Source organism: Fictibacillus sp. KU28468 (assembly GCF_026153615.1).
In the GTDB taxonomy this organism is placed as follows: domain Bacteria; phylum Bacillota; class Bacilli; order Bacillales; family Fictibacillaceae; genus Fictibacillus_C; species Fictibacillus_C marinisediminis.
In genome coordinates this window covers 2,989,146-3,001,981 of the sequence record NZ_CP110666.1, presented here as the reverse complement: position 1 = coordinate 3,001,981, position 12,836 = coordinate 2,989,146, and the positions used below count along the sequence as shown (strand labels likewise).

14 protein-coding genes are annotated in these 12,836 nt (G+C 48.0%); 8 read left to right on the top strand and 6 right to left on the bottom strand.

Annotated elements, in window-relative coordinates; translation table 11 throughout:
* Positions 1-35: 35 nt before the first annotated feature.
* The 6 genes from OKX00_RS15615 to OKX00_RS15590 are packed head-to-tail and all read right to left on the bottom strand — an operon-like array spanning position 36 to position 5,423.
* Positions 36-353 carry an XdhC family protein gene (locus tag OKX00_RS15615; protein WP_053354954.1) on the bottom strand — a complete coding sequence of 106 codons (318 nt, stop codon included), beginning with the start codon at positions 351-353 and terminating at the stop codon, positions 36-38.
* Positions 340-1,164, bottom strand: a complete 825-nt coding sequence (locus OKX00_RS15610; protein ID WP_265407942.1) for an XdhC family protein — start codon at positions 1,162-1,164, stop codon at positions 340-342. The genes OKX00_RS15615 and OKX00_RS15610 overlap by 14 nt, the downstream gene beginning before the upstream one ends.
* Positions 1,157-3,472 carry a xanthine dehydrogenase family protein molybdopterin-binding subunit gene (locus OKX00_RS15605; protein ID WP_265407941.1) on the bottom strand — a complete coding sequence of 772 codons (2,316 nt, stop codon included), beginning with the start codon at positions 3,470-3,472 and terminating at the stop codon, positions 1,157-1,159. The genes OKX00_RS15610 and OKX00_RS15605 overlap by 8 nt, the downstream gene beginning before the upstream one ends.
* Entirely contained in the window at positions 3,453-4,346 is an 894-nt protein-coding gene (locus OKX00_RS15600) for an FAD binding domain-containing protein (protein ID WP_265407940.1), read from the bottom strand. The genes OKX00_RS15605 and OKX00_RS15600 overlap by 20 nt, the downstream gene beginning before the upstream one ends.
* Positions 4,346-4,939: a nucleotidyltransferase family protein gene (locus OKX00_RS15595; RefSeq protein ID WP_265407939.1), complete on the bottom strand. Its 594-nt coding sequence runs from the start codon at positions 4,937-4,939 to the stop codon at positions 4,346-4,348. The genes OKX00_RS15600 and OKX00_RS15595 overlap by 1 nt, the downstream gene beginning before the upstream one ends.
* A 1-nt stretch (position 4,940) precedes the next feature.
* Positions 4,941-5,423 carry a (2Fe-2S)-binding protein gene (locus OKX00_RS15590; RefSeq protein ID WP_053354949.1) on the bottom strand — a complete coding sequence of 161 codons (483 nt, stop codon included), beginning with the start codon at positions 5,421-5,423 and terminating at the stop codon, positions 4,941-4,943.
* A gap of 375 nt (positions 5,424-5,798) precedes the next feature.
* On the opposite strand from OKX00_RS15590, the gene OKX00_RS15585 reads away from it, so the two are divergent.
* The 8 genes from OKX00_RS15585 (at position 5,799) to OKX00_RS15550 (ending at position 12,782) form a co-directional block, all read left to right on the top strand.
* Positions 5,799-7,127: a nucleobase:cation symporter-2 family protein gene (locus OKX00_RS15585; RefSeq protein WP_265407938.1), complete on the top strand. Its 1,329-nt coding sequence runs from the start codon at positions 5,799-5,801 to the stop codon at positions 7,125-7,127.
* 84 nt (positions 7,128-7,211) lie between these two features.
* On the top strand, positions 7,212-8,693 hold the full coding sequence (locus OKX00_RS15580) for a dihydroorotase (protein WP_265407937.1): 1,482 nt from the start codon (positions 7,212-7,214) through the stop codon (positions 8,691-8,693).
* A 15-nt stretch (positions 8,694-8,708) separates the two neighbouring features.
* Positions 8,709-9,299, top strand: coding sequence for a cysteine hydrolase family protein (locus OKX00_RS15575; protein ID WP_053354947.1), 591 nt, complete (start codon positions 8,709-8,711; stop codon positions 9,297-9,299).
* Between the two features lie 6 nt (positions 9,300-9,305).
* A complete protein-coding gene (locus tag OKX00_RS15570) occupies positions 9,306-9,875 on the top strand; it encodes a UbiX family flavin prenyltransferase (RefSeq protein ID WP_062231085.1) in 570 nt (189 codons plus the stop codon).
* Entirely contained in the window at positions 9,872-11,212 is a 1,341-nt protein-coding gene (locus tag OKX00_RS15565) for a UbiD family decarboxylase (RefSeq protein WP_265407936.1), read from the top strand. Before OKX00_RS15570 ends, OKX00_RS15565 begins: the two co-directional genes overlap by 4 nt.
* Positions 11,213-11,230: 18 nt before the next feature.
* Positions 11,231-11,494 (top strand): BMC domain-containing protein, encoded by a 264-nt coding sequence (locus OKX00_RS15560; RefSeq protein ID WP_269431867.1) that lies wholly within the window; start codon positions 11,231-11,233, stop codon positions 11,492-11,494.
* 16 nt (positions 11,495-11,510) lie between these two features.
* Positions 11,511-12,440: a hypothetical protein gene (locus OKX00_RS15555; protein WP_265407935.1), complete on the top strand. Its 930-nt coding sequence runs from the start codon at positions 11,511-11,513 to the stop codon at positions 12,438-12,440.
* 27 nt (positions 12,441-12,467) lie between these two features.
* Positions 12,468-12,782: a BMC domain-containing protein gene (locus OKX00_RS15550; RefSeq protein WP_082315971.1), complete on the top strand. Its 315-nt coding sequence runs from the start codon at positions 12,468-12,470 to the stop codon at positions 12,780-12,782.
* The last annotated feature ends 54 nt before the right edge of the window (positions 12,783-12,836 follow it).

Below are 12,836 nucleotides of genomic sequence, written 5' to 3'. Positions count from 1 at the left end.
TATGAACAAAAAAACAGGAATATTCTCCTGTTCTTTTAAAGCAGCGGTTCAATGAATACATCCATGATTCCTCCGCAGATGCCTCCATCCTCGTAAAGAAGTCCGCTTGTTAAATCTACCTCATGGATGACAGGAAGGCCTGTGTTGATCACTTCCAGTGCTTTTTCGATCACTTCGCCTTCTCCGCAGCCTCCGCCGACTGTACCCGTAATGGCTCCTGTTTGATAGACAATCATTTTGGATCCGGCCTTTCTGGGGGTCGAGCCTCTTGTACGGACGATGGTTGCTAATGCCGCAGTATTGCCGGTGTTAAAGATGTTTTGTATGGTGTGAATAAATTCATTTTCTTTCATCTTTTTTGCCCTTTCTAAAACCTATTTTCGCCAGTTCACGGATTGTAGAGCTGAGTGGAGCACCGGTTTTGCCTTTTTTCACGGCAAGGATCTCTGCAAAAATACTGACGGCGATCTCTGCCGGTGTCTCAGCTCCAATATCCAGCCCGACAGGTGTATATAGATTGGCAAAGGTTTCATTTGGAAAATCAGCACGAAGCTGTTCAAAAACTCCTGCGATTCTCCGTCTGCTTCCAATCATGCCAATATACGCTGGTTTTTCGTTTCTGGCTAGCAGCTGCTGCAGACTGAGTACGTCGAATTGATGCCCTCTCGTCAGCAGGAGAATATAGGTGGAGTTATTGAGAGGAACAGACTTGAAATACGAATGAAAGGATTGGCAGCAAACGTTATCAGAAAATGGAAAACGTTCTTTGCGGGCAAATTCTTGCCGATCATCAATGACTGACGTATAGAAACCTAGCATCTTGCCCATTTGTGCAACGGGCTCTGCGACATGTCCAGCACCACCTATGATTAAATGCGGTGGCGGGGCAAATGCTTCATGAAACACCTTGACGGTTTCATCATTACTCACAAATGTTACGGATCGCGTAAGTTGTTTGATGAAAAAGGGGAAGCAGATCTCAGCGAGCTGAAAGGCGAGTTTCATGTCAAGACCTGCTTCAGTATAGATTTCATCCTGTGAAAAGAAAAGCATGCGCTTACCGATCATTTCGGCTCGGCCAGCGGCAGTAATTGTTAGAAGCGAGACACGTCTTTTCTGTGTGATGGCTGTTGAGAGTTTCTCGTACAGTTCCAATTTATTCATTTCTTATTTCCCGCGGAGTTGTGGTTTGTTTCTCTTTAAGTGCTGTAAAAATTCGTTCGGGAGTAGCGGGGAGATGCTGAATCCTGATTCCGGCAGCATCATGGATTGCGTTTGTAATGGCCGCAATAATCGGAATCATCACCACTTCACCGATTCCTTTCGCTCCAAAAGGTCCGGTTTCTTCTGCACTATCGACTGGAATTGTTTCAATGAACGGTGTTTCCCGGATCGTAGGAAGGATGTAATTCGTGAAATTCGTGGTCTTGTGATACCCCGCTTCCATGAGAACGTCTTCATACAAGGTATAGCCGATTCCCATAACGGCTCCGCCTTCTGCCTGTCCCTCAAGCCCCTGAGGATTCAGAACCTTGCCGGCATCGGGAATAGAAACAACCCGGAGCACTTCTGTTTCTCCCGTCAAGGTATCTACTTCCACAAGAACGACGTGCGTTAAATAGCCATACAGATGGTGAGGTGCTCCGCCCGAGCCTTTGATCTCTTCCTTTTCTTTTGGAAGCATATAATGACCTTCCACTTTTACAGACCGGTGTTTTTCATAGAGATAATGGTATATGTCCCCGTAGGAAACAATGTGCTCATTGTCCTCTTCCAAAACATACATTTCGTTTTCGCCGATCAGCACATTTTCAGGCAAGACATTTTTTAGCTCCGCTGCGGCTTCTGTTAAAATACGGATCATATTGGGAACGGCTGCGGCAATCGCTTTACCGCCAGTGTAGGTAGAACGGGATGCGGTCACCGTTCCGCTGTCGATGGTTTCTGCGGTGTCTCCCTGGACGATTGAGATGTTTTTAATGTCACAATTTAAAAGCTCTGCTGCAACCTGGGCATAGACGGTGCTGTTTCCCCCTCCAATATCCTCGCATCCGACCCCGACTTTAAAGGTTCCATCGGGCATTAGCTCGATGGTAGCCGCTCCATAATCTGGGAGGCCGATTCCCATGCCGACTGCATGAAAGGAGGTGGCTATTCCGATTCCGCGTTTTTTCCAAGGTTCGGTGATGTTCTGTTTATGGACATTACGATTCTTCCAGAGCTCGCAATTTTCCGCAGTCTCCAGTGTTTGGAGTGTACCGACGCTTGTTTTCAGTACATGCCCCATACTCGATGTATCGCCTTTTTGATAGACGTTCTTTTTACGAAGTTCAATGGGATCAAGATCGAGCTTCTCAGCAAGCATGTCCATGTGTGTTTCGATGGCTGCACATACTTGATTGACCCCAAAGCCTCTGAACGCCCCTGCAATGCCATTATTGGTATAAACACAAAATCCTTCGAGATCAACATTGGGAACCTTATAAGGGCCGCAGCAATGTTCAATGGCCAGCGCGATGACCGCACCGCCCAATGAAGCATATGCCCCCGTGTCGGCTACCGCACGAACCTGGTTGGCAATAACCGTTCCGTCACTTTTGGCGGCGGTCTTCATCTGAACTTTAAAGGGATGGCGTTTAATGCCTGCAATGACGGATTCTTCCCGGTTTAAATGTATTTTTACCGGGCGTCCTCCCGTATGAAGCGCAAGGAGGGCCAAATAGATCTGAACCGTAATCTCGTCTTTTCCTCCAAACGCGCCGCCGATCGGATTAGAGACCACACGGATTCTTGCCGGGTTCAGTGCCAGTGCGCGGGCAATCTGAAGACGATCCCTATAGGCGTATTGCCCCGGACAGCGGATCGTGAGCATCCCGTCCGGCTCCACCACACCCCAGCCGCCTTCTGTTTCAATAAAGGCATGCATCTGGCGCGGGGAATAGAAGGTGTTTTCAAGAATAATATCTGCTTCTGCAAAGGCCTTTTCTGTGTCTCCGTTTTTTATCGTTACGTGGCTATGGATATTCCCGCTTTCGTGGAGCAAGGGCGCGCTGTCTGTCATCGCAAACTCAGCATCGGTAACAGGGGAGAGGGGTTCGTAATCAACCTGGATCCGCGAAACGGCGTGTTCAGCAATCTCCAGAGTTTCCGCCGCGACGAGCGCGATGGCATCCCCTGTACACCGGACCACGTCGCTTGCGAGGACGGGCTGGTCAGGAACGACGATGCCAAAACCGTTAAATCCGGGAATATCTTTATGCGTTAAGACCGCAATAACGCCTGGCAATTCTTTGGCTTTTGAAATATCGATCTGTTTGATGCGTGCGTAAGGAAAAGATGAGCGGAGTACTTTTCCCCAGACCATATTCTCAAAATGATAATCCGTCATATACTTCAGTTCGCCTGTCACCTTTTCAGGGCCGTCTATCCTGGGAATCCGCTTTCCCACGTACTTATAATGACTGTTTTCCATCTTCTCCCCACCTTTTCATTAAACGATATAGTCCGCGTTCGAGAAGTGCGCTAGCCATATCTCTGCGATAAGAAGCGGAGGCGCGGATGTCAGAGATCGGCATGACTTCCTTCCAAGCCACTTTGCCAATGTTGGCGATCATTTCATTCGTCAGTGCACCGAGTGTCAGCATCGCCTCGCACTTTCTCGCCCGTATGGCTGTTGGGCCAACTGAACCGAAAGCTATACGGCCGCCAGTACACTGGTTTGTTCCTTCCTTCATGGTAAGCGTAACCGCAACATTGACAATCGAGATCGATTGAGCTTTCCGCGGACCCAGCTTTTGAAAGATACCGATGTCATTTTTATCTCGGACATTGAACGCAATTTTAGTGATGATTTCATTAGGATTAGCTGCGGTTTTTCCTGGACCGATAAAGAAGTCCTCCACATCCATCTCTCGTTTTCCGGATAATGAAGTAAGCTCAATAACCGCTCCAAGTGCATATAAAGCAGGAATCGTATCACCCGCAGGGGAGGCTGTCGCAATATTTCCCCCGATGGTCCCCATGTTCTGCATCTGTGCTGCCCCGATTTCCTGACATGCCTGTACAAGAACATCGGCATGTGCCTGCAGGAGAGGGGAAGCGATGATTTCAGAATGAGTCGTCAGAGGTCCGATCTGAATCTCATCCTTCTGTATCGTAATAAAACGGAGTTCTTCAACATGTTTAAGGCTTACCCAGCAATCCGGACGCCACTTTCCTTCCTTCATGCGGACGACAGCGTCTGTTCCCCCGGCTAAAAGGCGAAGGTTTGCTTTTTCGTTCTCCAGGATATAAAGACATTCCTTTAATGAGCGTGGTGACAGCATATCAATCTCTGAAACAAACATTACGAATCCTCCCAACAGGCTGCTTGGTAGTCGGCTTGCTCATTTAAGTTTAAAAGAATACTTGGTTCATTGATTTCCACCGTGGCAATTTCGTTCTGACGGTTTCTGAGGAAATGGCGGAGTCCCTGTGTTTGTTCGCTGATGCAGCAAAGCTCTGGATAAAATTGCTCTGGTATAAGCAGGGGATGTCCGCGTTTTCCTTTAAAGGCAGGGATAATGATTGCGGCAGGCTGTTCACCGTGAAACTTGTACAGCTGCCTGATGACGTTCAGCAAGAGCGGCTGATCCACCGCAGCAATGACTACGCCTGTAGAAGAGGGGCTTATAGCAGCCATTCCTGCTTTGATGGACGAGCATTTCCCGGATTCGGAGGCTTTGTTTATGACTGTTTTTACGTTGTAAGAGCTGAGTTCCTTTGACAGCTCTGAAGCTTTATACCCCAGTATGACTGCAATGTCATCTATTCCGGCGTTTAACAATGTTTCGGTTTGGTAGCGAACGAGTGAGGTCTCTCTCCATGGTAGCAGAGCTTTTAATGCCCCCATTCTGGATGATCTGCCTGCTGCAAGCAGGATGGCCGAGACGGAAGGCATCCTAGAGTTCACGTGCTGAAAACTGCCGGGAGGCTGCTGTCTGGACTGCTTTAAGTATTTTTGTATAGCCTGTACACCTGCAAAGGTTACCGCCAAGTGCCCGTTTAATTTCATCGAGCCCAGGAACATGGCCGATAGAAGTTAAATAAGCTCGTGAAGCCACAATCAGTCCCGGTGTACAATACCCGCACTGGGTCGCCCCTTCATCAACAAACGCTTGCTGAACGAAATCCATATTTTCTTTCGTTCCGATCCCTTCTACCGTGACCACCCGTTCTCCTTGAACTTGTCCTGCAAGCACTAAACATGAACAGACGGGTACATCATTCAGCAGAACCGTACAGGAACCGCATTCTCCTTTTCCACAGCATTCTTTGCTGCCTGTTAACCCCGCATCTTCCCGCAGCACATCGAGCAAAATCTTTGTCGGACTGCATGTTACCGAAACGTCCTTTCCATTTACGCAAAAATCAATGGTCTTCAAAGTTCATCCTCCCCATATAATTTATGGACAAATTGGCTTGTATAAAATCTAGCGGTTGTATGTCTTAAAGAGTCAGTTTGTACAAATATAGTAGAGTTTCAAAAAAACATTCCTATTTTCATAGCTGAGGATGATTATGGGAGTTTGCAGGCTGCAGATACATGGCGCTTTGATGAGTTTACTGTCCACTTTTTCAGGTTTACGATCCGCTTCGAGGGATTTACTGTCCACTTTTTGAGATTTACAATCCACTTCAAGGAATTTACTGTCCACTTCGAGAGATTTACATGCCGCTTCAAACATATTCCTGCTCTTAAAGGAGGTGATGAAAGCAACCACGCAAGCTGCACAAAAAACATCAAGGAGGCAAGCAAAATGGCAGCACTCAAAAATTGGAAGGTTGGAGTACTCGGGTTACAGCATGTTCTGGCCATGTACGCAGGAGCGGTTATCGTACCGCTGATTGTAGGGCCGGCGATCGGTATGAACGCCCAGCAGCTGGCATATCTCATTTCCATTGATCTGTTTACTTGCGGAATTGCTACTCTTCTGCAGGTCATTGGAGGAAAGCACTTCGGCATCAAGCTTCCGGTCATTCTCGGCTGTACGTTCACGGCGGTAGCCCCAATGATCGCGATTGGAAAGCTGGAGGGGATCACCGCCATTTACGGTGCAATTATCGCTTCGGGGCTTGTCGTGATGGTGCTCTCTCAGTTTGTCGGAAAGATCCTGAAATTTTTTCCGCCGATCGTTACCGGCTCGGTCGTACTGATCATCGGTGTATCGCTCATACCGGTGGCGATGAATAATGCAGCCGGCGGGCTCGGTTCGAAAGGATTCGGCAGCCTTGAAAATTTATTGCTCGCCAGTTTTACGTTTGTGCTTATCATTCTGATCAACCGGTTCTCCAAAGGATATGTACGGGCCATTTCTGTTCTTTTATCGCTGATTGCCGGAACGGTACTTGCTTCTTTTATGGGGCTCGTAGATGTTACACCTGTTAAGGACGCTTCTTGGTTCCATCTTGTACAGCCGTTTTATTTTGGTGTTCCGGAATTTCATTTTTCTGCCATCCTCACGATGAGCATCGTTGCAATTGTAAGCATGATTGAGTCTACTGGTGTCTTCCTTGCTTTGAGTGACATTTGCGATAGAGACCTTAAGCCGGAAGATATTAAAAAAGGCCTTCGTGCTGAAGGACTTGCGGTTATGATCGGAGGCGTTTTTAATTCCTTTCCGTATACGTCCTTCTCTCAAAATGTAGGTCTCGTGGCTTTAACCAAAGTAAAAACGAGAAATGTGGTCATGGCTGCAGGAGGGCTGCTGCTCATTCTCGGTCTTCTTCCAAAGATAGCGGCGCTGACGACAATCATTCCAACGGCTGTTCTGGGAGGTGCGATGGTCCCGATGTTTGGGATGGTCATTGCATCTGGCGTAAAGATGCTCTCTCAGGCTGATTTTTCAAACAATGAAAATTTGCTGATCGTCGCCTGTTCCGTTGGGATCGGGCTTGGTACAGCGGTCGTTCCCATGGTGTTCAGCCAGCTGCCGGACAGTGTCAGGCTGCTCGTTGAAAACGGAATCGTAATCGGAAGTTTGACAGCAATTTTGCTCAATCTAGTATTTAATTTTAAGTCTATGAATATAAATGAGCAGGAAAGGATGGAGCAGCTGAAATCGGATGCTTCTGCAGAGGCTTTATAGCGGTATGCTCACGATCAGGGGCATGTCAAAAATGCCCCTTTTTCACTGGTTCTGTTCTGAAAACGTAAAAAGGGAGAGACGGAAATGGACTTGATTTTTAAAAATGCAATGATACCACAAGGAGACCGTACAGTCATCACCAACATCCTCGTGCATGAAGGAAAGATAACAGGCTTTTGCAGCGATATTCATTTTTTAAAAGCGGACAGGGTGATCGACATGGAAGGAAAGCTTGTCGTCCCGGGGTGTATTGATCCGCATACACATTTTATGGATCCAGGCTTTACACACCGCGAAACATTCGCTACTGGATCAAGATCGGCAGCAGCAGGCGGGCTGACAACGATCATTGACATGCCTTGCTGTTCCAAGCCTTCTGTCCGGGATGGTGAAAGTTTTCAGAAGAAAATTGCCCCGATACGGGGACAGGCTTATATCGATTATTGCTTCTGGGGCGGCATGACCGGAGAAGACGCAAGGAACGGATGGATTGATAATATTTATCCGCAGATGGACGAAGGGGTGGTGGCTTTCAAGGTTTACATGACGCCATCAGTACCAACGTTCCCGAAAGTATCGGATGGCGAGATGCTGGAGATCTTCCAAAAGGTCGCAAAAACCGGCATGCCGATTGGTGTTCATGCTGAAAACTATGATATTTGCACGTTTTATACCGAGAAGTTGAAGAAGGAGGGACGGGAAGATGGTCCGGCTTGGGCTGAGGCACGGATGGCGCTCGCTGAAAAAGTGGCGATCGAGCTGATCATCAGCTATGCAGAAGCAACAGATGCACGGGTGCACGTCGTTCATATGAGTACGAAAGAAGGCGTAAAACTTGTCCGGGAAGCCAAAAAACGGGGAGTTAAAGTAACCGCTGAAACGTGTCCGCATTACTTGATGCTTAATGCCCAGGATTCCATGAGTGAGAGAGGGGTATTCGCTAAGATCGCTCCGCCGCTTCGAGGCAAAGAAGACAACCAGGCACACTGGCAGGCACTTGCAGATGGAACGATTGATTTTGTAGGGACCGATCACGCGCCATATGAGATTGCGACGGAAAAAGCAGCCGCAGACTCAACGATCTGGAACAGTTTCCCGGGCATTCCGGGAGTGGAAACGATGGTGCCTATTCTCGTCAGTGAAGGTTTGAACAAAGGACGCTTATCATTGTCCCGCTTTGTGGAAGTAACGAGTAAGAATGCAGCGATCCATTATGGCATCTATCCGAAAAAAGGTGCAATGGAAATCGGCAGTGATGCGGATTTTACGGTTATTGATCTTGATTGCGAGTGGGAGATCGATGAGAAGCAGACAGAATCCATGGCAAAATATAACCCGCTGCATGGCATCAAGCTTAAAGGCCGGCCGGTGCAGACGATTGTCAGAGGCAATATGGTCTATAACTATGAAGCCGGCGGGATTGTAGGTGAAGCCGGATATGGTGAGTACGTCAAACGGCAAAGCATCCAGCGCCTTGACCGGACTTTGAAGTATGAAAACTATGAAGGAGCGATTAAAACAGCAGCACCTAAATCCGGCCGTCAGCAGCTTGAAAAAAGCAAGTAAGAGAGGAGACCGTACATGGAACTGAGAGGAAAGAAGCACGTAGTAGTTGTGATTGATATGCTGAATGACTTTATCGGAGAAAAAGCGGCGCTCCGCTGCGAAAACGGCGAAAAGATCGTTCCGGCCATCAAAGAGCTCGTTGATTTTTGCCATGAGGAAAGTATTCAGGTCGTTTTTGTACAGGAAGCTCATCGGAAAAACGACCGGGACTTCAGGGTCCGTCCGGTCCATGCCATCAAAGGGACATGGGGTTCTCAGTTTATTCCAGAACTGCAGCCGGATGAGAGCAAAGGAGATTATATCGTCCAAAAAAGGCGGCACAGTGCATTCAGCTATACCGATTTTGATCTGTTCTGCCGGGAAGAAGAGATCGATACGGTCGTCCTGACGGGTGTTTGGACCAATGTATGTGTAAGAAGCACTGGTTCTGATGCGCTGTATCATGGCTACAATGTGATCTGCCTGTCTGACTCTACGGCCTCTAAGGATGATTCCATGCACGAATCCGGGCTTCGGGACATCGATCTTTTTGGCGACATCATGTCAACAAAGGAATATATGGAAGCGGCCAGGAAAAAGTTTTCAAAAAATAGCCAGGTTGTTTAACCTGCCATGGCCCGAAACAAACGAATCGTTGTAGGAATTACCGGAGCGAGCGGATCATTATATGGCTACTCGCTCGTCCGGGCCCTGCACCAGCTCGGGGTAGAGACCCATTTGATCGTGACGGAAATGGGAGAGAAAGTCTTGCAGTTTGAGTGCGGTGTCGGAATGGAGACGTTGAAACAATATGCAGAGGTGCACAGCAACAAGAACCTGTTTGCCTCTGTGGCGAGCGGCTCCTTTTTAACAGACGGGATGGTTGTTGTGCCATGTTCCATGAACACGTTAGGCGCGATGGCCAATGGTGTAGGAGATACCTTATTGAGCCGGTCGGCCAGTGTCATGCTGAAAGAGAAAAGGCAGCTGATCGTCGTTCCAAGGGAAGCACCGTTTCACCTGATCCATCTTCAGAACATGACGAGGCTTGCTGAAGCGGGTGCCTGCATCATGCCGGCCTCGCCTGGGTTTTACCATAAGCCGAAAGAGATATGGGAACTGATTAATTTTATGTCCGGTCGGATTCTGGACATGTTGGGCATTGATCATGAGCTTCTACAACGATGGGGGGAGAAAGCATGAACCCTTCTTCAATGCGTGCCCTGCTTGACCACTGGGAAGCGGATAATAAACTTCTCAGAGTAAAAAGAGAAGTAAACCCCCTGTATGAGCTCGGAGCCGTTCTCAATGCCAGGCAGGGGAGGCAGCCGTTCTACTTTGAAAAAGTGAAAGGCTACTCTTCACCCATGGTCGGCGGCTTAGGCGGGGATCGTGCCCTCCTGGCGGACAGCATCGGCATTGCACCGGATCAGTTTGTTTCAAAAATTATCGATTCTATTGTTTCCCCGATCCCAACACGATTGATCGGAACAGGACCGGTTCATGACAACGTGGTTCTAGGGCCGTTTGATCTGGATGCGCTCTTTCCTATTCCAACCTATCACGGAGATGATTCCGGCGCTTATTATGTTTCAGGGATACTTGTCGTGAAAGATACAAGCGGAAAAAAGAGATATACATCAATCAGAAGGATGCAATTCTTAGGTGAAAACAAGACGAACGTGCTGATTACCTCTCCTGAACTTCTCCAGCAATTTCATGAGTATGAAGAGCGCGGTGAACCGATGGAAGTCGCTGTGATGTTTGGAGTAGTGCCTGCTGTGGTGCTCAGTTCCCAGATCAGCACACATTTGTATCATGCAGATAAACTCGATGTTGCGGGTGCTTTGATCGGCAAACCGCTTGATGTGGTGCAGTGCAAAACCGTGGATCTGGAAGTTTTGGCAGAAGCGGAAATCGTTCTGGAAGGCAAAATGATCCCGAATGAACGTGAGATGGAAGGCCCGTTCGGGGAACTCGCTGGTTATTATGGTACGAGAGCTCCTCAGCCAGTTATTGAATTTTCAGCGGTAACCTACAGAAACAATGCCATCTGCCAGACGATCTTTCCTTCGAGCTATGAGGAGAGGCTTCCGATGGCGCTTGTCCGGGAAGCCACACTTCTGAGTACGGTCAGACAGACGGTGCCCAACGTGAAACAAGTCCATATTACAATGGGCGGAGTGGCAAGATTTCATGCGGTCATTCAGATTGAAAAGAGGTCGGAAGGTGACGGGAAGCAAGCGGCGATTGCTGCCTTTGCGAGTGATAAGGACTTAAAGCACGTTATTGTGGTAGATGAAGATGTGGATATCTTTGACCCGGAGGATGTGGAATGGGCGATGGCTGTAAGAGTACAAGCTGATCAGGATATTTTTATCGTACCCGGTGCAAAAGGCTCTCCGCTGGAGGCGTCTCATAATGTCAGGGGGGTCACAGCGAAAATGGGGATTGACGCTACCGTGCCGCTGGCTCATAAGGAATCGTTCAAACGTACGTCCATACCGTTCGGGCCCATTGATCTGGAAGATTATTTGTAAAGCAAGGGGGGACATTGATTGAATGCAATTGGCATGATTGAAACGAGAGGCCTGACAGCAGCGATCGAGGCACTGGACGCCATGGCCAAAGCTGCAAATATAAAGATGACAGGATTTAAAAAAGTCGGCTCAGGCCTTGTCACCGTCATTATTGAAGGAGATGTAGCCGCTGTGTCGTCTGCCATCGAAGTAGGCAGGCAGGCGCACACCCAGACAGGAGGAGAACTGATTTCTTCTAATGTCATTCCCCGGCCTCACCCCGAATTGTCCAAAATTCTATAAAAGGAGGTGAGTCCATGTGTCGGAATTCATGCGAGCCATCGTTCAGGAAGTGTTAAAAAGCAATAATCACCCCGCAAGAGTGAAACAGGAACTGTCAGAGAAGAGGGGAGAAACACCTCAAACAAAGACAGCGCAAGAGCTTTACCGGCCGAACTACCAGAAGCTGAATAAGGAGAAGCGTCTTGGAAGTGCTGCTGGTTCTCCACCTGTAAAGGCCGAAAAAAAAGAAAAACACTCATCGTTCAGCAAGGATCCGGGGAGTGAGCTCGTATCCAAACTTCAAGTTCTTTCTCTTTCTCAAGGCATTCCATTTCGCCAACATACAGAAACAAACCATAGGCCAGAGAGGAATAACGACGTTGAACCTTCAGTAAAGTCATTTGGCAAAACAAAAAGCGGATTTTCTGTATGGCTATACTCAAATCTTCAGCCTGAAACGATGGAATGGTTTCATCGGCCGATCCCCGCAAAAGCGGTCGCTGTTTTTTCTTCTCAGGTTTCATCTCCAGGCCATCTGGTGATCGTTCAAGAGTGGCTGGCACAGAACGGAGATATTAAATATTTCATCCAATGGGATAAAAACGGCCAGAAGCCTTTTCTTCTAGAACTCTATCACAATGATAGCAGCGAGTTGGAAGCAGCCATACGAACTCTGTTTCAGACGCTGAACCACCAATCGGAAAAAAAGATCAAACGCTTTTATATCGAACAGCCGGGGGCTTGGCTCCTTAAGCAGCTTGAGGTCTCATGCACAAGGGAATCACTCGCGATCATAGAAGGAATGTCGCGCTACGAGACGATCGCTCTACTTCTTCCGGTTTCTGCAAATCTATCAAAATGCAATATACGCTTTAAAATTGAAGAAGGCTACTTTTTACTGTACGGACCCCATCAGCATCTTTCCAGCTGCTTGCCGAGCGTCTATAAGATGCTGGATGGCAATTAAAATTGATAGATAAGGATGGTGGAAGCATTGTATGCATTAGGCATGATTGAGACGGTAGGATATTGTGCCGCTGTTTCAGCAGCAGACGCGGCTGTTAAAGCGGCTGACGTAAAGATAGCCGCCATCGAGAAGGTGATTGGGGTTCACGGCGCTCTTGGTGTTACCTTGCACTTGAGCGGAGATGTCGCTGCTGTTGCTTCTGCAGTAGAAGCAGGAAAAAAAGAGGCAGAGAGGGTGGGTACTGTCATTTCAGCACACGTCATTCCAAGAACCCATACGAATGTGGCGGAAAAGCTTCTGTCAAAGTTTGCCTTGAATTCAGGCGATGCGGCGAAGGAATAGAACAAGCAGAAACATAGAATCTCAGCAAACCAAAGAGACCAGGAGGAATGAAAA

Coding starts and splice junctions, on each gene's coding strand:
- OKX00_RS15595 (WP_265407939.1), bottom strand. CDS start 4,939: ATGCCTTCCGTCTCGGCCATCCTGCTTGCAGCAGGCAGATCATCCAGA.
- OKX00_RS15585 (WP_265407938.1), top strand. CDS start 5,799: ATGGCAGCACTCAAAAATTGGAAGGTTGGAGTACTCGGGTTACAGCAT.
- OKX00_RS15615 (WP_053354954.1), bottom strand. CDS start 353: ATGAAAGAAAATGAATTTATTCACACCATACAAAACATCTTTAACACC.
- OKX00_RS15600 (WP_265407940.1), bottom strand. CDS start 4,346: ATGTTTGTTTCAGAGATTGATATGCTGTCACCACGCTCATTAAAGGAA.
- OKX00_RS15570 (WP_062231085.1), top strand. CDS start 9,306: ATGGCCCGAAACAAACGAATCGTTGTAGGAATTACCGGAGCGAGCGGA.
- OKX00_RS15575 (WP_053354947.1), top strand. CDS start 8,709: ATGGAACTGAGAGGAAAGAAGCACGTAGTAGTTGTGATTGATATGCTG.
- OKX00_RS15565 (WP_265407936.1), top strand. CDS start 9,872: ATGAACCCTTCTTCAATGCGTGCCCTGCTTGACCACTGGGAAGCGGAT.
- OKX00_RS15610 (WP_265407942.1), bottom strand. CDS start 1,164: ATGAATAAATTGGAACTGTACGAGAAACTCTCAACAGCCATCACACAG.
- OKX00_RS15605 (WP_265407941.1), bottom strand. CDS start 3,472: ATGGAAAACAGTCATTATAAGTACGTGGGAAAGCGGATTCCCAGGATA.
- OKX00_RS15580 (WP_265407937.1), top strand. CDS start 7,212: ATGGACTTGATTTTTAAAAATGCAATGATACCACAAGGAGACCGTACA.